Source organism: Proteiniclasticum ruminis (assembly GCF_900115135.1).
In the GTDB taxonomy this organism is placed as follows: Bacteria; Bacillota; Clostridia; order Clostridiales; family Clostridiaceae; genus Proteiniclasticum; species Proteiniclasticum ruminis_A.
This window is the reverse complement of record NZ_FOVK01000003.1, coordinates 119,370-139,965: the sequence shown is the minus strand read 5'-3', so window position 1 is coordinate 139,965 and position 20,596 is coordinate 119,370. Positions and strand designations below refer to the sequence as shown.

The window sequence follows — 20,596 nt, the reverse complement described above, 5'->3', positions numbered from 1 at the left end:
GCTTAATCGCTCTAATTGGGTTTGGTTTACTCTTATGTATTAAGTTGGACTTCTAATCCTATTCATGTCTTCCTCCTGTGTTTGGCATACAAAAAGACGATAGAGGTTTATTTCTATCGTCTTTTTATTCAAATATATTTGAACGTTCTAGTCTCACAATCAATAAATATAACAATTAAAACCCTTCAGAACTAATGATTAAAGTACTCGTTTAGTGCATCCATTCTGTCCACTTCTGATTCTTCCCTAGCACTTTCTTCTTGAATCATTTTTTCCGCATACAACTTTTGAGCTACACAATAAATAGGACTATCTAATTTTTTTTTGATTTCAAAATTTCCTAATAATTCAGTATAAAACTCTTCTACATCAGAATCAAATAAAATACATCCAACCTGGTTATTATCTTCAACACAATTACATAGTTGCTCTATTTGGTCATCTGTCCAACCAGAATACTTTCTCAGCATTGCGATAATTCCGTGTGTTTCTTGGAAATTATGACTTTCTTTTAAAGCACTTATTAATTCTTGTTTTTTTACTTCCGTTTCTAATTTAATATTTTCAGTATGCTCATTTAGAAAACCAACCAAAGAAGAATAAAAGTAAACATCTCCATGCTTCTTAAATTTCCATTCATTTTTTAAAAATGGATTGAATGTTCTTTCATCAATTATAGATCTGTAATCTTTATCTGAACTTATAATATAAATATCCTCATTATCAGGTACATTCTTCAGTAAACATTCCCAATTAATTGCATCTCCATATTTATTATCTTTACCAGGAGGATTACCTTTTTTGTATCGCATATATGCTAATTCAACAATATCATGGCATTCAATAAGATTATCCTCATTAAAAAAAGCTTGTATAGTCAGATCTGCTGGAAGTTCATTTTTTATGATGTCTGCATCTATTTTATTTTTCCACGCCTTGTATTTTTGGATAATACTTTTCATTTCATTACAAAAAAAATGATATTCCTCATATCCTTTTGCGAACGCAGGGAACTGAGGTGCTTTAATTGTAAAATCACCAAGTGCACTCTTTATCTTATTTTCTCTATTTCTAATAATTTCATCATATACTTGTCTAGTTAATATCAAATTTATACTGTCACCAATATATGATTTTAATTTTTCAAATTGCGATAAATCATTATCAGTAAAGTGATACAATGACAACCATATATTTGTATCAATAAACAAATTTTTCATTTTAAATCATCTCCAATATACATTTTACCTTTACCATACTTATTCCATTAATGAAAAAAACTAATCAATAAATCATATACTAGTGTATCTTTAGATAATATCTTAATAATTTTTATTAACTTAATCCGCCTTATGTAATTATACCGTATTTGTAAGTAATATAACAGATAGAAATACAAAAATCTTGTAAATACTCTCTTTAGCTGACTTTCTCCATTAACTGCGTAAGAATTGTTATTTTTGAAATTAGGTTCATTTTATGAAGTTATCTTTTCCACTTGGACATCAGAATCAATCTTTTCTGATTTACCTCCATAACCTTTATATTCTATGAGTATAAGGTGATAGTCAGAGTTTTCTTCTTGTATATAGTAGATTTTGCGTCAGGTCGATTGTGGCCTCCTCCTCTATTCTTTGTAAAATAATATATAAGAACCTTATCTATCTCTGAACTTAGAGCATCTTGTTCTAACTTGTTATTAAGTCCGTATGATTTCAGCCATGAGTTACCTAAGCCTGCTGTAGCTGGTTCTATGGATTTTTCCATCTCAAATATATCCTCTTCATAATATTAGAAATCCGCACCTTTTGTAGTACTTTCTGGATTAATATTCCAAAGTCCCTTCTCATTTTCTCTTGCTTCTCTGGCAAACTCTATGAATGTTTCTGCGTACTTTGAATCTGGTTGGGATGTATAAGGCTGGCCATAACTTTCCAGGAGCAGATGAGCATTGAACATATACTTTGTGATGGTTTCCTTCGTGATTTCCTTTATATTGTTGCCGGCTTCTTTTCCATAGGGTTCTGTTGTGGTTGAGGATTCTGGAGTGTTTACACCGATGATCCTCATTTTTTCTCCATCGTTAATTCAAAAGCATCTCTATCTACTACTCTTAGAATAGTCGCTCTCAAGAAATCTCCGTTATTGGTTTCTTCAGAAATCGATTCTTGAGGTTTTTTGATTTTCCAGTACATCAAACATGTAAATACTTCTGATGAAGAATTTTCTTCACTACGGCCTTTGCTGCATCTAAAATCTCATTCTTGTTGCTAGCTTTGTAGATGAAGACGGATACGACGATGAAAATAATTGCGATTATAGTCCGAATATCGATTTACACTGAATATTGACCCTTTTTTGACGTTGTAAGTTGTTCCTTCACAAGATGATATTATCCTTAGAATGTTGCTATTAGCATTCTAAGGAGGACAAGCAGGTGAAGGAAATTCAAGATTGGTATCAGTCAAAAGAATGTACTATAAGGGGATATCTAAGAAACAGATCTCAAGAGAACTGAAGGTGTCAAAGAATACGGTTAAAAGACTCTTGTACTGCAGAAACCTCGGTATCCTAACGCCATTTGAGAAGCATGAACTGGATATGGCAGCATAAGAAAAACCGCAAATCATAGGATGTCGAACCAACCTAAATTTGCGGAAATCCAGTGCGCAAGCACTCTAAATACTTTTATTTTATTTCACTGCCCTCTTGACGGATAGCAGATCAGAGCAAGGGGCTTTTTCTATGGTTCAAAATTAAATTCTTAGTCAAACAGTTTCGACAGTGGCACATCGTCGGTGATTCTCTTGATGGCCTCTGCAAACAGTGGAGCCACAGACAAACAGGTGAACTTTTCCATGTCATCTCTCTTAGGCTGTGCGATGGTATCCAGCATCACCAGTTCCTTGATGGCACTCTGGTTGATTCTGTCAATGGCAGGTCCGGAAAGAACCCCATGGGTGCAGGCAGCATATACTTCCACAGCGCCAAGGTCCATCAGCGCATTGGCGGCATTGGAGATGGTTCCAGCGGTATCAATCATATCGTCAATGAGGATACAGGTTTTGCCCTTGATATCTCCAATGATGTTCATGATTTCAGATACATTGGCCTTTGGTCTTCTCTTGTCGATGATGGCCATAGGTGCATGAAGTCTTTCTGCTAGTTTTCTCGTTCTTGTAACAGACCCCAGGTCTGGGGATACGATGACCACATCAGGATTCTCCATGAATCCTTTCTTGATGAAGTAATCTGCGATGATTGGCATACCCAGAAGGTGATCCAGCGGAATATTGAAATACCCTTGAATCTGTGCCGCATGAAGGTCCATGGTCAGCACCCGGTCTGCACCTGCGGTGGTCAAAAGGTCTGCAACTAGCTTTGCGGTAATTGGATCTCTGGACTTTGCCTTACGGTCCTGTCTTGCATAACCGTAGTAAGGAACCACTGCATTGATTCTACCTGCAGATGCTCTCTTGAAGGCATCAATCATGATGAGAAGTTCCATGAGATTGTCATTCACAGGATTGTTGGTGGACTGAACGATAAATACATCGCATCCTCGAACGGTTTCATTGGTCTCCACGAAAATCTCACCATCGGAGAAAGTGCCTACCTTGTTGTCTCCAAGTTTTACCCCCAGGATATCTGCAATCTGCTTGGCAAGCTCTGGATGGGAGCTCCCTGCAAACACCTTGAAATTGCTGTACTGCTTTAACATTCTTTTATCCTCCTAATATTTACCGCTTTCTTTTCTTTTCTGAACCCAGCCTTCTTTATTGACCTGTTTTGCTCTTCCGATGCCAAGGCCTTCCTTTGGGACATCCTCTGTGATGGTGGAACCCGCTGCTGTAAAAGCACCTTCATGCACGGTCACAGGAGCCACCAGGTTTGTGTTGCATCCGATAAACGCATGGTCTTCCACCACGGTCTTGTATTTGTTCTTGCCGTCATAGTTCACCACAACGGTACCACAGCCAAAGTTCACATGCTCTCCTACCTCTGCATCACCAATATAGGTCAGGTGGGAAATCTTCGTTCCGTTGCCGATGGTGGATTTCTTGATCTCCACAAAATCTCCGACCTTGACGTGCTCTCCTATGACGGAATCCGGTCTGATATAAGCGAATGGTCCTACTGTAGTTTTCTTTCCGACTTTAGAACACAGGATCACGGAAGAGGCAATGGTCACCTCATCTTCAATCACTGAATCCTCAATGCGGTTGTTTGGATGAAGAAGAACCCCTTTGCCAAGGATGGTCTTCCCTTCCAGTGTATTGTTCGGATAAATGATGGTGTCATTTCCGATGACGACATCCGCACCAATGTAGGTTGTCAGGGGATCGATGAGAGTTACCCCGTTTTCCATGTGGAACTCATTGATTCTCTTTCTTAGGATGGCTTCTGCTTCTGCAAGCTGAGCTCTGGAGTTCACGCCTCGAGTTTCATCAAACTCTGTGATGACCGCGCCAACTTTCAGATTCTTTCCTTTCATGATCTCAATGACATCTGTCAGGTAGTATTCCCCTTGGGCATTGTCATTCTTAAGAAGTAGAAGAGCCTCCTGAAGCGCCTTGGCATCAAAAAGATACATGCCTGCATTGATTTCTTTAAGCTTCAGCTCTTCCTCACTGCAGTCCTTATGCTCAATGATCTTCTCCACGTCATTTCCTGAACGCTGGATTCTACCGTAGCCTGATGGATTCTCAATCACCGACGTCAGAAGGGTTGCGCTGTAGCCTCCCTCTTCGTGGCTCTTCAGCATTTCCTTTACCGTCTCTTCCCGAACCAGTGGCGCATCTCCTGTGAATATGGCAACGGTTCCTTCTTTATCCTGAAGAAAGTCCTTTGCGCACAGCACAGCATGTCCTGTACCAAGCTGCTCTTCCTGAACAGAGTAGCTCACATTTCTAGAGGAGGTTTTATCCATCACCTGCTCTTTGCTTCTGCCAACAATGACATTGACATCCTCAAATCCTGCATTCCTCATGATGTCAATCACGTGATTGACCATTTCCTTGCCGCAGACCTTATGAAGAACTTTCGAAGTCTCAGACTTCATTCTTTTCCCTTCACCAGCAGCAAGGATAAGTGCATATTTACCCATACTTCACCTCTTATTATATTCACCGACATGACAATGAGCTTTTGGCAGATTATACCAAAAGCCATACATTTTCTATTTTATTATAGAGTAGGTTCGTGTTTATTTCAACCAATCTCAGGGCATTCCACAAGAAGCACAGCATAAATGCATTAGTAGTCAAAAATAATGGCAATCCCTTCAAAAAAGTAAGGAAATAGATACAATCACCTATGAATTATCAATAAGATCCCGAAGGAACAGAGAAAACGAAAAATAACCCCGCAGGGTTATTTTCAAAGGTTAATCGATGGCAATGGGTTCATCCACGATGGGCTCCTCTTCCAGTCTTACCTTCTCATACTCTTTAAGAATGGAGGACTGAAGAGCTTCTCTTGTTTGTGTGTTGATGGGATGAGCGATATCCTTAAATTCTCCATCAGGTGTCTTTCTCGATGGCATAGCGATAAAGAGACCGTTCTGGCCTTCGATGACTTTGATGTCATGGACCACAAACTCGTTGTCAAAGGTGACTGAGACAATGGCTTTCATTTTGCCGTCCGCAGCGATTTTTCTGATTCGTACATCTGTAATGTTCATAAAGAACCTCCTTCGTTTGTCTTTTTCTTTACTGTCCTTGAAATCCGTTTTTGAATATTCAGAATTTAAGGATTATACCTCATTATAAACTGTAATGGATTACACACGCAACAGGAAAATGAAAATTGCGAAAATTATAGAAAAGCCATGACACTTGGGGGTATTTCATTTCCAATCTCATGATTTCCCTGTCTTTTTTTGCGTTTTTTCTAACAAACATTACTATAATAACAGATTCTCAGCTAGGTGCCTCTTTTTTGCTAAGTTATCAGACACCACAATTCCCATTTCACCCCGAAATCTTGTACAATAGACCCATACCACAATATATTTCAGGAGATTTCAAGCATGAATAAGATAAAACTCATATGCATCGATGTGGACGGAACGCTCTACAACGATGATAAAAATATCCCAGAAGAAAATATCAGAGCGATTCAGAAAGCCCATGAGGAAGGCATTCAGATCGCCATCACCACCGGAAGAATGTTCAATTACGGGAAGCTCTATGGCAGCCTTCTTGGGATTCCCACTCTCACCATCGCTTCCAATGGGGCTTTTGTGAAGTACAACGATCAGATTTTGAACCATCAGAGCATTTCCTCAACAGATCTTCCATTTTTGACATCTGCAGTGAAAGACTCGGGTCTTTTTGCCCATTATAACGCTTGGAACACACTTCTTTGCGAGGGAGACCTGGGCGATGGCAATGGGTATGTGAAAGCCAACGGACTGCTGCCAGACGGAGACCGGATTGAAATGATTGTCACAGAAGATCTGGAAAAGTCCCTGAGAGACACAGGAAACATCTTAAAAGCCATCGTCTTTTCAAAAGGGGATCAGGAAGCCCTCCTGAAACTTCGAAAAGTCTTTGAAAACCATCCAACGCTGCAGACGGTGTCCTCATCCAAGCACAACCTGGAAATCTTTAGAAAAGATGTGAGTAAGGCTGTGGGCATTGAGAAGCTCATGGAGCATCTTGGCATCCGTCAGGAGGAAGTCATGGCCATTGGAGATGAGGAAAATGATCTGCCCATGATTTCCTTTGCCGGTCTTGGCATTGCCATGGGAAATGCCTCCCAGGCCGTAAAAGAAGCTGCATCATACATTACAGCCACCAACAATGAGGCTGGTGTGGCAAAAGCCATTGAGAAATTTTGTCTATAAGAGTTTTTACTGAAGAAACACATTAAAGGATAAAAATAAATAAAAAGGAGCTTCTGCTATGGCCTATCTATGGACCACCATCCACGTGATCAATCTGAAAGAATCCATGTCATTCTATGAAAAAGTTCTAGGGCTAAAACCTGAACGGGAGTTTTCGCCCTCACCACACATGCACATTGCCTTCCTTGGAAATGGAGAGACCAAGATCGAGCTCATTGAAGCTTCTGATGCACCTTCTCCAAACTATGGACAGGACTTATCCTTGGGTTTTTCCGTGTCCTCTGTAGAAGAAATGATCCATTTTCTTGAAAAAGAAGGGATTCCTATTCTATCCGGACCTCTTTCTCCCAATCCCGGTATCCGGTTTCTCTACATTCTGGATCCCAACGGGCTGAAGATTCAGCTGGTGGAGCAGCTGGACAGCTAGTCCAATTGTTTCTGCCTGTTCTATTTCCCCCATCAAAATCAAAAGGACTCCTTAACCCTAAGGAATCCTTTTTTTGTGTCTATAACTTACTTACCATCTTATGCTCGATGGTAAATTCAATCTCCCGATCTCCATAGTGCTCCGTATGAAGAAAGACTTTGCCATGATTTCCTGAGCCCTTGGTTCTGACGTAGAAAGCGCCCTGCCCACCCGAAAGGGAGAAGAGCTTCGGTCCAAGAATCTCCACAGCTCCTTCTGTTTTAAGAAGGACAGGTTCACTGGAATAAGAAAGCACATCTTCATGCTCGTCCAGAAGCTGTATGGAAATCATGGCCACATCGTAGGTTTCTTCCACTGTAAGAATATTTTTCTGTGGTTCAACAACCATTCTATGCTCTCTTCTTTGCCCTCTTGTGACAGTCTTCACCTCTTCACCGTCTTTATATCCCTTAAAGGTATAGGTAAGTCCTTCCTGCCCCCATCCTGCATAGTACTTACTGAAAAGCCTCACTGCATCTTCCATGCTCAACTTGTATTTTAGAAGGATCATCCCCATGGTTGCCTTGTCGAAGAGGGGAAGATTGAGCCCGTGGACTGCGGCGGATTTTAAAACCTTTTTGACTCTTTCTGCATCCCTTCTTGAAAACCTCTCCTCTTCTTCGAGAAGTCCGCCAATGAAGTCCTCCATGACAATGGGCGTATGCTTCAGCCCCTGGCCTTTTTGCTTCTCGTACTTTTTTACAAACTTCCCATTCTTATAAAGCTCCACATAGTCACAGTTGGTGAATGCATACACCCTGCCCAAGCTGCCGCCATCATGATCCCCAATATTCATGGAGGAGGAAACCATGAGAACCGGTTCATCCTCTTTCTGACTGCTGTAGACATAGGCTGCCAGCTTCTTTTGTCGGAACGCATCCAGAACGCCATGATGACAGATCCGATCTCCGCTGCCAAAATCACCATGGGTGTTGTAGTCTGTCATGCACCATCCGATGGCCCCGGAAATCTTGGTGCTCTCCATCATCACCGAAAGGACTTTACTGTGGCGCAGCGCATGAGATACCCGTCTGTCCTCAGGATCACTGCTTTTAGTCGGAAACATATGCCCATTGAATTCTGTCACAAGATAAGGCGCTTTACGGGGGAGAACTTCTGTGGGATCACTGAGACCTCTGTTCTCTCCGCTGTGGATAAAGTCATTATAGGTGTAGACATCCTCCAGAAGCTCGCTCTTCTGGAAATTCCTGACGCCACCGGTGGGTCTCGTCTCATCATAAAGGTGGGCGATCTTGTTCATTTCTGTGTAAAAGGTGGTGTCATCCTGGGATTCATTGATCCTGACGCCCCAGATAACGATGGATGGATGATTCCTGTCTCTTTTGATCATTTTTTTTAGATTATACTTGCTGATTTCCTTGAACTGCTCATCTCCTATGTGCTGCCATCCTGGAATCTCTTCAAACACAAGGAGCCCCAATCTGTCGCAGGCATCCAGGAACCATTTGGACTGAGGGTAATGGGAGGTTCTCACCAGATGGACACCAAGGTCCTTCTTCAGAATCTCTGCATCCAGCTCCTGCATGGATTTGGGCATGGCGTATCCCACATAGGGATAGCTCTGATGCCGGTTCAAGCCTCTTAATTTCAGCTTTTCTCCATTGAGATAGAATCCATCTTCTTTAAAAAGCGCCTCGCGGAATCCAATCTTCACAATCCTTTCATCTAAAAGCTCTCCCTCTTCTCCCAGAAGGGACACCTGCACAAGATAAAGCTTCGGAGTGTCCAAGGACCAAAGAGACGCATTTTTCACCTTCAGCGTGTGTCTCATTTTCTGATTTTCCACAGTTCTGATTCCTGAGCTCATGGCCTCTCCCAAGCTTCTTTTCTCTTCGTCCTCGAAGAGCTTGTAGACAAGAGTGCCTTTATGGTTTCCAGAAAGCCTGGTCTCAATGATGAGATCCTTCTCCTCTTTCAGCACCTGCTGACCGAAAGCAAAAACATCCTCAATGAAATAGTTTGGAAGCACATGAAGATGAACTTCTCTATAAATACCGCCAAAGGTCAGGAAATCCACCACATTGCCAAAGGGTGGTATATATGGAAGCTCTCTGGAGTCCACCAGAACCTCGATGGTGTTTTTTTCTCCAAACCGAAGCTCCCCGGAGATTTCTTTTGCAAAAGGCACAAAAGGACTTTCGCTGTGGAAGCTTCTCTTCCCATTGATGTAGATCACCGCCATATTGGCGACTCCTTCGAACTCCAGAAAGATTTTCTTTCCCATGAACTGCTCCGGAACGTCTACGGTTTTCTCATAAAGATAAACTCCCTGATAGGAATGCTCGTCAAAATAATGAAGGGGCAGCATTTTCACTGTATGGGGTATATCCACGTTTTCTTTCTCCAGTTTTTCTTTCTCCACCTGGAAATTCTGCTCATTTCTGATTTCACCATAAAATGTCCATCCTTCATTGAGATGAAACAGCTCTCTCATATAATATCCTCCCTGTCGTTCCTTGTCTTCAGTGAAGCAACACCCACTGAATTTTTCATTGGTTTCACTTTTTTTGTAAAACAAAGGACCCTTCGTCAGAAAGAGAGCCCTTTATTGTCCTCCACAGTGCCCAGGAGTCCTATATTCTCACGATCTGCCATCACAGAAAGGAACTCCTTGGGTGTGATCCCATATTCATTTTTGAAAGCCCTGAAAAAATTGGAGTAATCGCCAAACCCGCAGTTCTCATAAACGGAGGTGATGGGCTGGCCTTCCAGGATGAGCCCCTTGGCTTTAATAAGCCTTTTCTGCACCACATATCGGTACAGTGTTGTTCCTGTGTACTTTTTGAACTCTCTGGAAAGATGATACTTGCTGATATAGAAATGGGAAGCCAGATCATCCATGGAAATCTCTTCCTCCAGATGTTCATTGATATAACTGATCACAGAATCAATGAGCTGATTTTTTTTGATCTGAGGCGGAAGTGTCTCCTCTTCCTCAAAGGACATACGGTTCAGTTCCACCATCAGTTCCATAAGAAGCGCCTTCGGCAGCAGATCCTCTCCAAACCCCCGATGGGTTTCCTCCGCATGGAGCTTATCCAGAATCCCTCTTAGCAGCTGCTGGTTTTCCATACTCATGCGAAGAAGCGTTTTCTTGTTCTTGTCCAGAAAACATCTTGTTAGATCCGTCTTTCGGCTGGACAAGGATTTCAGATACTCTTTGTTGATCCAGAGCACATACCGCTCATAGTTCTTTTCTGTTTCTCCGATGACTGCCTGATGAAGCTCTTTATGATTCACAAGAATGATATCCCCGGGAAACAGATGGTAGTTGCGCCCTTCAATCTGGTACTCCACCTCACCGCTGACAAAATAATACACCTCGAAAAAATCATGATGGTGCAGAGAGACATTTTTGAACTGCTTGTGCTTATAGTAAAAAAGCTCATAGTCCGTTCGCTCCATATGTTGTCTTGTGGAATAATCATTGTTTCTCTTCGCCATGATTTTAACTCCCTTATCGTAGTACTTCCATCTTAATCTATAATGAGCAATATTTGCAAGTCCCATAGCAAGTATCATCATCTTCAGAAAACTCCTTTTTGTGGTACTATGGAAGAAAGAAAGCGATTTCTTATGGAATTCATGTTTGTGAACAAAGCTTAAACAGTTTGTAAATCCTCCTTGGAATTTACAGGGTTCTTTGTTTCAGACAGACAGGCATTTGACAGAATGGCCCCATAAATAATAATGTACAGGAGTTGAATGGAATGAAATTATCTTTCCGATGGTACGGAGAAGACGATCCAGTGAAGATCGGCTACATCCGACAAATCCCCAATATGTATAGCGTTGTGACCGCCGTGTATGACGTTCCCGTAGGCGAAGTATGGTCTGTGGAAAGCATCGAAAAACTCAAAAAGACCACAGAAGACAATGGTCTTCACTTTGACGTCATCGAGAGCGTACCTGTTCACGAGGACATCAAACTGGGACTTCCCACCCGTGAGAAGTTCATCGAAAACTACAAAGAAAACATCAGAAGACTCGGCAACGCAGGCGTTAAGGTAATCTGCTACAACTTTATGCCGATATTCGACTGGACAAGAACTCAGCTGGATTATGTTCTTCCAGATGGTTCCACCGCTCTCGTGTATTTCAAGAAGCAGCTGGAAAAAATGGATCCGCTTACTGGTGAGCTTTCTCTCCCAGGATGGGATGCAAGCTACACCAAGAAGGATCTCAACGACCTCTTCGAAAAATACAAGAGTGTGGATGAAGAGAAGCTCTTCGAAAACCTGGAGTATTTCCTGAAGGCGATCATTCCTGTAGCAGAAGAGGCGGGGGTCAAAATGGCCATCCATCCGGATGATCCACCATACTCCATCTTCGGACTGCCAAGAATCATCACCGGTGAAGAAAACCTGGACCGCTTCCTGAAACTTGTGGACAGCGAATACAATGGACTCACCTTCTGTACTGGATCCTTCGGTTCCAGCAACAAAAATGATGTTGTGGCTATGGTAGACAAGTATGCGGCCATGGGCAGAATCCACTTCATGCACATCCGTAACGTAAAGCTCTATGAAGACGACAGCTTTGAAGAAAGTGCCCATTATTCCCCATGCGGATCCCTGGATATCGTCGCCATCATGAAGGCCCTTCATAAGAACGGTTTCGATGGCTATCTGAGACCAGACCATGGAAGAATGATCTGGGGCGAAACCGGACGTCCAGGCTATGGACTCTACGACAGAGCACTGGGTGCCTCTTATATGACAGGCATCTGGGAAACCCTTGATAAACTGAAGTAATTTCTAAAAACCCTTCCCATACAAAAGGAGCATTCCACCCGGAATGCTCCTTTTCATTTTCAATGTTTCAATTATGGCCTTTTGGATGCTTCTACGCTGATGTTACCTTCTTCATCCACACCTCTGTAATCTACTAAAGAAACATACCCCGTAGGCATCTTCTTCACCACTTCCTTGTTGTCCACGAGAACGCCTATGCCCACCAGTTCTGAGTCGAACTCATTTAAGAGATCAGAGATGCCATGGACGGTGCCCCCAGCTCTCAGGAAGTCGTCAATGAAAAGACACTTGGAGGAGGACTTCAATGTTCTCTTGGCAAGTCCCATGTTTCCAAGCCTTCCTGTGGTTCCGGACACATAGTTGATGGTGACGCTGGTTCCTTCTGTCACTTTGGAGTTCTTTCTTGCCACGATAAGCGGTACGCCTAAGTACCGAGCTACTTCATAGGCAAGAGGGATTCCCTTTGTTTCCACGGTGATTACATAGTCTGCCTTCACTTTGGCAAACTTAGAGGCCAGGATGATGCCTGCCTTGTGCACAATGGCAGGGTCCAGCATGATGTCCGTGATGTAAAGAAAATTACCAGGAACAATCCTTGATTTATCCCTCAGAGTCTCACAGATGGACTCTTGAAAGGCCTCTTCCTCTTCTTTGCTCATTCGGGCCAGATAACGGACTCCACCAGTTGCCCCGGCAATGGTTTCTACTTTACCCATTTCCATGGCTTCCAGAATCTCACGGATCACAAGAATATCCTCACTGATGGTAGATTTCGCAGCATTGAGCATTTCTGAAAAATAATTGAGACTCATAATTTTATTGGGATTTTCGATTAGAATCTTGGTGATTGCACTGATTCGGCTGTTCCTCGAATACTTCTGCATGAACGGACCTCCTACTTAACTATTCTCATTCTATATTTTAGCTTAAAATCGAATGTTTTTCAACACATACAACACGAATATTCGTATCAATACCGGGTGTTTTTTTAATATTCTTCACTTCATTCCGATTAAAAAGCACTTTCTGGCTCCACTTTTTTGGTATATGATAGGTAAGGAAGGAAGTGTAGAAAAAATGTTGTTTGATTTAAAAGAATATGAGAATAAGAAGGTTCATTTTATCGGAATCGGCGGAGTCAGCATGAGCGGTCTTGCAGCCATCCTTCTGAACAATCAGGTAAAGGTCACGGGCTCTGATTTTAAAGAATCCAAAAACACAGAGAAACTGAAAGAAAGAGGCGCCATTATTTTTTATGGCCATCATAAAGAAAACATCACAGACCAGGACATCGTCGTCTATACAGCTGCCATACGGGAGGACAACGAGGAGCTGAAAGAAGCACGGGCCAAAGGCATCAAAACCTATGACCGGGCAGAGTTCTTAGGTCATCTCATCAAGAACTTCACCAATTCCATCGCGGTGACCGGAACCCATGGAAAGACCTCCACCACCTCCATGCTCTCCGCCATTTCCCTGGCGGATGAAAAAGATCCCACCATTCTAGTGGGGGCAAATCTTCCACTCATTGGTGGAAACTACCGCATTGGAGACAGTGATTTCTTTATTACGGAGGCCTGCGAGTATAAAGCATCCTTCATGCAGTTCCCAGGAAAAGTTGCCCTGATCCTCAATGTGGAAGCAGATCACCTGGATTACTACAGAGATCTTCAGCACATCTTGGATACTTTTAAAGAATATATCACCGTCATGCCTAAAGGAGGAACCGTTGTTGCCAACGCCGATGATCCGAACATGGACTACATCCTTCAGGATGCTGAAGTAGAAGTCCTTACCTTCGGGATTCATAAAGGCAGACTGAAAGCTGAAAACATCCAGTTTGATGAGATGGGAAGAGCTTCCTTTGACGTGGTCCTTGAAGGAATACTTCTTTTGCCCATCCATCTGAAGGTCCCAGGTGAGTTCAACATCTATAATGCACTCGGTGCCATTGGCGCGTCCCTTTCTTCGGGAATCTCTATGGAAGGGATCAAAAAAGGACTGGAAGGGTATGAAGGGGTAGATAAAAGATTCCAGCACCTCTACACCAAGAACGGCATCATCGTTCTGGATGATTACGCCCATCATCCTGGGGAGATCAAAAACGCCCTGGATACTGTGCTGAAGATGAAGCACAATAAAATCCACGTGGTGTTCCAGTCCCATACCTACACCAGAACAAAAGCTCTGTTCCAGGAGTTCTCGGAGTGCTTTGATGACATGGATACGCTTCTCCTTCTGCCGATCTTTGCAGCAAGGGAACCAGATACTGGCCTTGTCTCCTCCGAAGAGCTGGGAGATGCCATCCGAGCGAGAAAAACGGTGAAAACCATCAATGTAAAAGAGTTTGACGAAGCAGCGAGGCACCTGAAAGAAGTTGCCGAGCCAGGGGACATCATCCTCACCATGGGGGCCGGTGAGTCTGTAAAAGTGGCAGAAGCTCTGGAACCCTTACTTCTTGACTAACAAGATATCGGAGGTGCGTATGATGAAGATTCATTGCCGAAGGCTGGAACTTGAAGAATCCGGACGCATCCGGGAAATCAACGCTTCCCAATATATCAGGCGTGCCTACCGGGAAGTGGATGGAATCCGGCAGCTGGTGGATATAAGTTATCAGGATCCTGATTTTCCGGAAGGTTTTGAAAATCATCTGGAAAGACTTCAGAACACCATAAAATCCGGTGGTTTTGCCTGTGGCGCTTTTCACGAGGATGGCACTTTGGTTGGATTCATCACAGTGGATCCGGAAGTTTTCGGCTCCACTTCAAGATATGTATTATTGGATCAGCTTTTCATTTCTCTCCCCCACCGGGGAAAAGGAATCGGCACCATGCTCCTTCATCATGCGAAAGAGGCTGCATCCTCTTGGGGCGCAGAAAAACTCTATATCTGCGCAGGATCCGCCGAGGAAACCATTGCCTACTATTTCGCCCAAGGTGCCGTGGAAGCATCAGAAATCAATCCGGTGCTCTATGAAAATGATCCCCGGGATTTCCAGCTGGAGCTTTCTCTTTAGTCAGACACCTCCGGGCCGAATACAACGCCAGAGCTTTTCACCCCTTGTCAGTCAAGGGGTTTTGTTATATACTTAGGAAAGCACAAATGCGAAGATGGGAAGAGTACAAAAGGAAACCTCTTGTAGAGAGCCGGGAATGGTGGAAGCCTGGCAGTAAGGACCTTTTCGAAAAACGACCCGTAGCATCCCTTTGGAAGGAAGAGTACAGAGGGACGGACCTGCCGTTATCGGATAAAGTTGACAGGGCACAGCTCTGTAAATTGGGTGGTACCGCGAGATCCTCGTCCCTTTGTGGAGACGATGGTCTTTTTTTATATACAAAAACAAAACAAAGAAAATAAAGGAGTGAAGTCCCATGGTAAAAGTAAAAGAACTTTATAGAAATGCACAGGACTATGAAGGTCAGTCTGTCCGTCTCAGCGGCTGGATCCGAACCTCCAGAGTGTCCAAATCTTTTGGTTTTATTGAACTGAATGATGGAGGATTCTTTAAGAACGCACAGATTGTTTTTGACGAGTCTCTGGAGAACTTTCAGGAAGTAGCCAAATACCACATTGCCACCGCCATCACTGTGGAGGGTACCGTTGTGTATACCCCTGACGCAAAGCAGCCTTTTGAAATCAAGGCCAGCGAGATCCTTCTGGAGGGAGCTTCTTCCTCGGATTTCCCACTGCAGAAAAAGCGTCACACCTTCGAATACTTAAGAACCATCGCCCATTTAAGACCAAGAGGAAACACCTACTCTGCTGTATTTAGAGTCAGAAGCCTGGCTGCCTTTGCCATCCACAAATTCTTCCAGGAAAGAGGGTTTGTCTATGTGCACACCCCCATCATCACAGGAAGCGATGCAGAAGGTGCTGGAGAAATGTTCCATGTATCCACATTGGATCCAAAGAACCCTCCTCTGACCGAAGCTGGAGACGTGGACTATACCGAAGACTTCTTCGGAAAGATGGCAAACCTTACAGTATCCGGCCAGCTGAACGCTGAAGCCTATGCCATGGCCTTTAAGGATGTCTATACCTTCGGACCTACCTTCCGTGCAGAAAACTCCAACACCGCAAGACATGCTGCAGAGTTCTGGATGATCGAACCTGAGATCGCCTTTGCGGATCTTAAGGACAACATGAAGCTTGCAGAGGATATGCTGAAATATGTCATCTCCTATGTCATGGAAGAAGCGCCAGAAGAAATGGCTTTCTTCAACCAGTTTGTGGATAAGACCCTTCTGGAGAGACTGAACTTTATTGTAAACTCAGAATTCAAAAGAGTGACCTACACCGAAGCCGTGGAGCTTCTGGAAAAGTCCGGCAAGAAATTTGAATATCCTGTCAAGTGGGGCAGCGATCTTCAGACTGAGCACGAAAGATATCTCACAGAAGAGATCTTCAAAATGCCAATCTTTGTCACCGACTATCCAAAGGAAATCAAAGCCTTCTACATGAGACAGAATGAAGATGGAAAAACTGTAGCCGCCATGGACTGCCTCGTTCCTGGCGTTGGTGAAATCATCGGTGGTTCCCAGAGAGAGGAACGCATGGATGTCCTGATGGATCGAATCAAGGAGCTGGGTCTACATGAGGAGGATTACTGGTGGTATCTGGAGCTCAGAAAATATGGCGGCACAAAGCATGCTGGTTATGGACTGGGCTTTGAACGCCTCATCATGTACATCACCGGCATGACAAACATCCGAGATGTCATCCCCTTCCCAAGAACCACAGGAAATGCAGAATTCTAAGAAGAGCCTTCGGGCTCTTTTTCTTTCGCTTTTCAATTCTAAATTTTCCGTTAAATTGTCTTAATTTTCAATATATTAGTGGTAAAATAGAAGTAACAACCATAGACAAAGGGGGACATACTGATGTTTAAAAATCTACTTGTCATCAAAGAACAGCTTCCTTATGACCATCACGTACTTCAGTTTGCAAAGTCTCTGAAATTTCTGGGTGCAGAGGAGATTACCCTTGCCAGCCATCTGCTTCCCCATCCAGAAAAGAGACATGATAAATATGATCCGGAGGTGGTCACAAAGGATCTGGAAGAGCTGAAAGAAATGGGCTATACCTTGGAATCCATGGACCTCGAAGGACTTCCCGTAGAAAAAGTTCACGACCTTGTAGAGTATATGGAGCCCTATGACTCCCTCATCCTTGCTGGCGCAAAAGTGTCTTCAATCGGTAAGAGGATTTTTGATTCAGAGTTTGCTTACGAACTCATTCAGATGCCAAGTAAACCCATCCTTCTGGTCAGAGTGAAAGAAGAAGAGGACGGAAGTTTCACCTCCATCCCACAGGATGGCTTGAACGAAATGAGCCACGTGCTCTTCCCCACTGACTTTTCAGAAAATGCCTACCATGCATTCACCTATCTGGAGAAAATGGTGGAGAAAGGCCTGAAAAAAGTCACTCTGATGCACATTCAGGATATCGCAAAAATCAGCCCTTATCTGGACTATCGGATCATTGAATTCAACCAGATTGATCGGGACCGGCTGGATGCTTTACGAAAACGCTTGGAAGAAAAAGGCGACGTGGAAGTGGATGTAGTCCTTGAAATCGGCAGACCTTTTAGAGAAATCAGCCGTGCCATCGATGAAAAGCACTTTGATCTGGTTATCTTAGGAAGACAGGGCAAAGGCATCATGATGGACCTATTCATCGGCAGCAACAGCAACAACCTGGCAAGACGTGCAAAAACCTCCGTGCTCCTCATTCCAAGAGCGGATGAAAAGTAGCATCTGGCCGTATAAAAATTCAAAGGATCCGGTGAACTCTTCACCGGATCCTTTTACTGTCATTTATTTCAAATAGAGTTCTTTGGGATAGCTGTTCAGTACTTCGCAGCCATCTTCTGTCACTAGGACAAGATCCTCAATACGGACACCAAACTTCCCTTCCAAATAAATCCCTGGTTCCACAGAGAAAATCATCCCTGGTTCCAGAAGGCTGTCATTGGCTGAGGATACATCTCCTGTTTCATGGACCTCAATGCCAATGGAATGGCCTGTACGGTGGGTAAAATAAGGTCCATATCCTTTCTCCTCGATGACACTTCGGGCAGCTCTGTCAATGTCACTGAATCTTGCGCCCGGTTTCACCAAAGAGATGGCTTTCTTATTGGCTTCCAGCACCGTTTCAAAGACTTCTTTCTCTTTTTCTCCCGCTTCCCCAAAGAAAATGGTTCTGGTCATATCCGAGCAGTAATTGTTTTTTCTGCATCCGATGTCAAGAATCACCGCATCCCCATGCTTCAGAAGTCTTCCTCCGTTCTCATGATGCGGATTGGCGCCATTTTTATCAAAAGCGATGATGGGTGTGAAAGAAAACCCTTCTGCGCCAAGATCAAAATAGATCTTCTTCAAAAGGTCTTCCGCTTCCAGCTCGGACATATTCTCTTCTAAGGATTCGATGAGCATATGCATGGCTTCATCATTGAGTTTGGAGGCTGCTCTCATGAGCTTCTTCTCCTCCTCATCTTTAACTGCTCTGATTTGATCTAGCAGAATGGATGAGTTCTCTACATCACTGGTACCCATGGTTTTCATGAGGCCAATGAGAAATCCCGATGGCCAGTTCTTGTCCACTCCGGTGGTCTTCCCCTTCTCCAAATGCTCTGATAACATACCGATGGCATCAGAGGTATCCTTCAGCCATACAAAATCAAGCTCCTCTGATTCCTTTTCCGGAAACAGTTCATTGATGAAAAGACAAGGTTTTCCCTCTTCCTTCACCAGGAGGACCAGGAGTCTTTCTCCTGCCTCAATCCATCTGCCGGTGAGATAGAAGATGGACGCTGCATCTGTCACCAGCACCTGGGACAGGGTATGCTCTTTCATCTTTCCTCTCAACGCTTCCAGTCTGTTCTGATACATGAAATCACCTCCAAATATTCTCCGTAAAGATCCGACTTAGCAGCCGCCTTTGTTCTCACCCTTCACATAGTAGTAGAGTGTCTTCACAGGCATACCCGTTGCTCCCTTAGGCAGGTATCCTCTGGCACTTTCAATGTCTGAGGTGCCTGCGATGTCCAGATGCACCCATGGCTTCCCTTCTACGAACTCTTCGATGAAGGCTGCCGCTGTGCTGGCTCCACCCCATCTTCCACCGGTGTTCTTCAGATCTCCACGGTCTCCTTTGATGAGATTTTTATACTCTTTGGACAGTGGAAGCTGCCAAAGGGGTTCTCCCGCTTCCTTTGCTGCTGTCTTGATTTTATCAAGAAGCTCCTCATTGTTGGTGAAGGCACCCGTATTGAATGCTCCCAGCGCAACCACGCAAGCTCCGGTCAGCGTCGCCACATCCACAACTTCTACTACATTTTCATGCGTGATGGCATAGTATACAGCATCCGCCAGGGTCAGTCTTCCTTCGGCATCTGTACTGTGGATCTCAATGGTCTTCCCCAGCATACTGCCCACAACATCTCCAGGCACATAGGCATCCCCAGAAATCACATTGTCTGTGGCAAGAACCACCGCAGTGACATTCTTTTCCAGCTTGTTCAGTGCGATGGCCTTCATGGCACCGATCACCGCACCGGAACCACCCATATCCCCATTCATGGTATACATGGAAGGACCTGGCTTGATGGAGTAACCGCCTGTATCAAAGGTGACACCTTTGCCTACAAGGCCCAGTGGCGCTTCATCCTGGCCACCCTTGTAGCGCATGATGATTCCTCTTGGTTCATTGGTGGAACCTTTGGCAACGGCCAGGAATGCTTTCATATTGAGAGCCTCGCAGGCTGCTCTGTCTAAGATCTCCACTTCCACACCAAGGGGCTCCAAAGCCTCCTTTGCTCTTTTGGCCAGTTCTACTGGAGTCAGGGTGATGGCAGGCTCATTGATGAGATTCCTTGTGAGGAACACACCATCCATGAGATGCTCCATTTCCTTTAATCCTGGCAGCACCTTCTCTTCCTTTCCTTCCAAGAGTCCAAAGGAGACTTCCTCCAGATGGAACTCCTGCTTCTTGGAAAGATATTTGTCAAATCTGTATTCTGCATGGTAAAGACCTTCCGCAAAAGCTTTGGTGGACTTTTTATAGCACAGCTTCGCATGTTTCTTCAGTGATACAGAAGCTTTCTTCACTTTCAGCTTGGACAGCTCCTTTGCTCCCTTAAAAGCTGCAAGTCTCAGAATCTCTTCGTCAACCTTTTCTTCTTCTCCCAGTCCCAGGAACACCAGAGTTTTATCATCAGAAAGATTCACATAACTGTAAACCTCCCCTTCTTCTCCCTTGAAAAGATTCTTTCCCTTCAACTGGTCTACGATGTCTCCATAGGCATCTGAAGCCAGGTCCTTAGAAACCAGAATCAGTTCTGCATCATATTGATTTCCGATGGTTATTTTCATGTATTGTACCCCTTTCAAATTTGATTTCTATTCTCTATTTTACAATAAGCGCATGAGAAAAAGTATCAAAAACTGAAAAACTGCTCATGGAATACAAATCTCTGTACTTCAAAGCACTTTTCCTGTGAGG

At 43.8% G+C, this 20,596-nt stretch carries 18 protein-coding genes and 1 other annotated feature; of the genes, 8 read left to right on the top strand and 10 right to left on the bottom strand.

Annotated features, from left to right (window positions below; translation table 11 throughout):
- Positions 1–191: 191 nt before the first annotated feature.
- Together BM243_RS07060 and BM243_RS07050 are read right to left on the bottom strand one after the other, a co-directional pair.
- Positions 192–1,220: a PIN domain-containing protein gene (locus tag BM243_RS07060; RefSeq protein WP_074911690.1), complete on the bottom strand. Its 1,029-nt coding sequence runs from the start codon at positions 1,218–1,220 to the stop codon at positions 192–194.
- A gap of 571 nt (positions 1,221–1,791) precedes the next feature.
- The gene (locus BM243_RS07050) at positions 1,792–2,070 is read right to left on the bottom strand and encodes a thermonuclease family protein (RefSeq protein WP_074911688.1); all 279 of its coding nucleotides are present in this window, start codon (positions 2,068–2,070) and stop codon (positions 1,792–1,794) included.
- A gap of 384 nt (positions 2,071–2,454) precedes the next feature.
- Here BM243_RS07050 and BM243_RS15040 point away from each other — a divergent pair, with 384 nt between their 5' ends.
- Entirely contained in the window at positions 2,455–2,613 is a 159-nt protein-coding gene (locus BM243_RS15040) for a helix-turn-helix domain-containing protein (protein WP_083422675.1), read from the top strand.
- 151 nt (positions 2,614–2,764) lie between these two features.
- Here BM243_RS15040 and BM243_RS07040 read toward each other — a convergent pair whose 3' ends face one another.
- The 3 genes from BM243_RS07040 to spoVG form a co-directional block, all read right to left on the bottom strand.
- Positions 2,765–3,721 carry a ribose-phosphate diphosphokinase gene (locus BM243_RS07040; protein WP_074911687.1) on the bottom strand — a complete coding sequence of 319 codons (957 nt, stop codon included), beginning with the start codon at positions 3,719–3,721 and terminating at the stop codon, positions 2,765–2,767.
- 12 nt (positions 3,722–3,733) lie between these two features.
- Positions 3,734–5,107 carry a bifunctional UDP-N-acetylglucosamine diphosphorylase/glucosamine-1-phosphate N-acetyltransferase GlmU gene (glmU, locus tag BM243_RS07035; RefSeq protein WP_074911686.1) on the bottom strand — a complete coding sequence of 458 codons (1,374 nt, stop codon included), beginning with the start codon at positions 5,105–5,107 and terminating at the stop codon, positions 3,734–3,736.
- A gap of 279 nt (positions 5,108–5,386) precedes the next feature.
- Positions 5,387–5,683: a septation regulator SpoVG gene (gene spoVG, locus BM243_RS07030; protein WP_074911685.1), complete on the bottom strand. Its 297-nt coding sequence runs from the start codon at positions 5,681–5,683 to the stop codon at positions 5,387–5,389.
- 348 nt (positions 5,684–6,031) lie between these two features.
- Between spoVG and BM243_RS07025 the strand changes: the two genes are divergently transcribed.
- Both BM243_RS07025 and BM243_RS07020 read left to right on the top strand, forming a co-directional pair.
- On the top strand, positions 6,032–6,850 hold the full coding sequence (locus BM243_RS07025) for a Cof-type HAD-IIB family hydrolase (protein ID WP_074911684.1): 819 nt from the start codon (positions 6,032–6,034) through the stop codon (positions 6,848–6,850).
- A 58-nt stretch (positions 6,851–6,908) separates the two neighbouring features.
- A complete protein-coding gene (locus BM243_RS07020) occupies positions 6,909–7,277 on the top strand; it encodes a VOC family protein (RefSeq protein ID WP_074911683.1) in 369 nt (122 codons plus the stop codon).
- Between the two features lie 79 nt (positions 7,278–7,356).
- Here the strand turns inward: BM243_RS07020 and BM243_RS07015 are convergent, their stop codons facing one another.
- Positions 7,357–9,771 (bottom strand): glycoside hydrolase family 2 protein, encoded by a 2,415-nt coding sequence (locus BM243_RS07015; RefSeq protein WP_074911682.1) that lies wholly within the window; start codon positions 9,769–9,771, stop codon positions 7,357–7,359.
- Between the two features lie 95 nt (positions 9,772–9,866).
- A complete protein-coding gene (locus tag BM243_RS07010) occupies positions 9,867–10,862 on the bottom strand; it encodes an AraC family transcriptional regulator (RefSeq protein WP_242943523.1) in 996 nt (331 codons plus the stop codon).
- Between the two features lie 185 nt (positions 10,863–11,047).
- Between BM243_RS07010 and uxuA the strand changes: the two genes are divergently transcribed.
- The gene (gene uxuA, locus BM243_RS07005) at positions 11,048–12,091 is read left to right on the top strand and encodes a mannonate dehydratase (RefSeq protein WP_074911681.1); all 1,044 of its coding nucleotides are present in this window, start codon (positions 11,048–11,050) and stop codon (positions 12,089–12,091) included.
- 71 nt (positions 12,092–12,162) lie between these two features.
- Here the strand turns inward: uxuA and purR are convergent, their stop codons facing one another.
- On the bottom strand, positions 12,163–12,975 hold the full coding sequence (purR, locus tag BM243_RS07000; protein WP_074911680.1) for a pur operon repressor: 813 nt from the start codon (positions 12,973–12,975) through the stop codon (positions 12,163–12,165).
- Between the two features lie 193 nt (positions 12,976–13,168).
- On the opposite strand from purR, the gene murC reads away from it, so the two are divergent.
- The 4 genes from murC (at position 13,169) to BM243_RS06975 (ending at position 17,847) form a co-directional block, all read left to right on the top strand.
- Positions 13,169–14,557, top strand: a complete 1,389-nt coding sequence (gene murC, locus BM243_RS06995; protein ID WP_074911679.1) for a UDP-N-acetylmuramate--L-alanine ligase — start codon at positions 13,169–13,171, stop codon at positions 14,555–14,557.
- A gap of 19 nt (positions 14,558–14,576) precedes the next feature.
- Positions 14,577–15,110: a GNAT family N-acetyltransferase gene (locus BM243_RS06990; RefSeq protein WP_074911678.1), complete on the top strand. Its 534-nt coding sequence runs from the start codon at positions 14,577–14,579 to the stop codon at positions 15,108–15,110.
- A gap of 82 nt (positions 15,111–15,192) precedes the next feature.
- Positions 15,193–15,402: a binding site (T-box leader), on the top strand.
- Positions 15,403–15,465: 63 nt separating this feature from the next.
- Positions 15,466–16,851, top strand: a complete 1,386-nt coding sequence (gene asnS / locus BM243_RS06980) for an asparagine--tRNA ligase (RefSeq protein ID WP_074911676.1) — start codon at positions 15,466–15,468, stop codon at positions 16,849–16,851.
- Between the two features lie 123 nt (positions 16,852–16,974).
- The gene (locus BM243_RS06975) at positions 16,975–17,847 is read left to right on the top strand and encodes a universal stress protein (protein WP_074911675.1); all 873 of its coding nucleotides are present in this window, start codon (positions 16,975–16,977) and stop codon (positions 17,845–17,847) included.
- Positions 17,848–17,910: 63 nt separating this feature from the next.
- Here the strand turns inward: BM243_RS06975 and BM243_RS06970 are convergent, their stop codons facing one another.
- On the bottom strand, positions 17,911–18,984 hold the full coding sequence (locus BM243_RS06970) for a M24 family metallopeptidase (protein WP_074911674.1): 1,074 nt from the start codon (positions 18,982–18,984) through the stop codon (positions 17,911–17,913).
- A gap of 36 nt (positions 18,985–19,020) precedes the next feature.
- On the bottom strand, positions 19,021–20,466 hold the full coding sequence (locus tag BM243_RS06965) for a leucyl aminopeptidase (protein WP_074911673.1): 1,446 nt from the start codon (positions 20,464–20,466) through the stop codon (positions 19,021–19,023).
- Positions 20,467–20,596 lie beyond the last annotated feature (130 nt).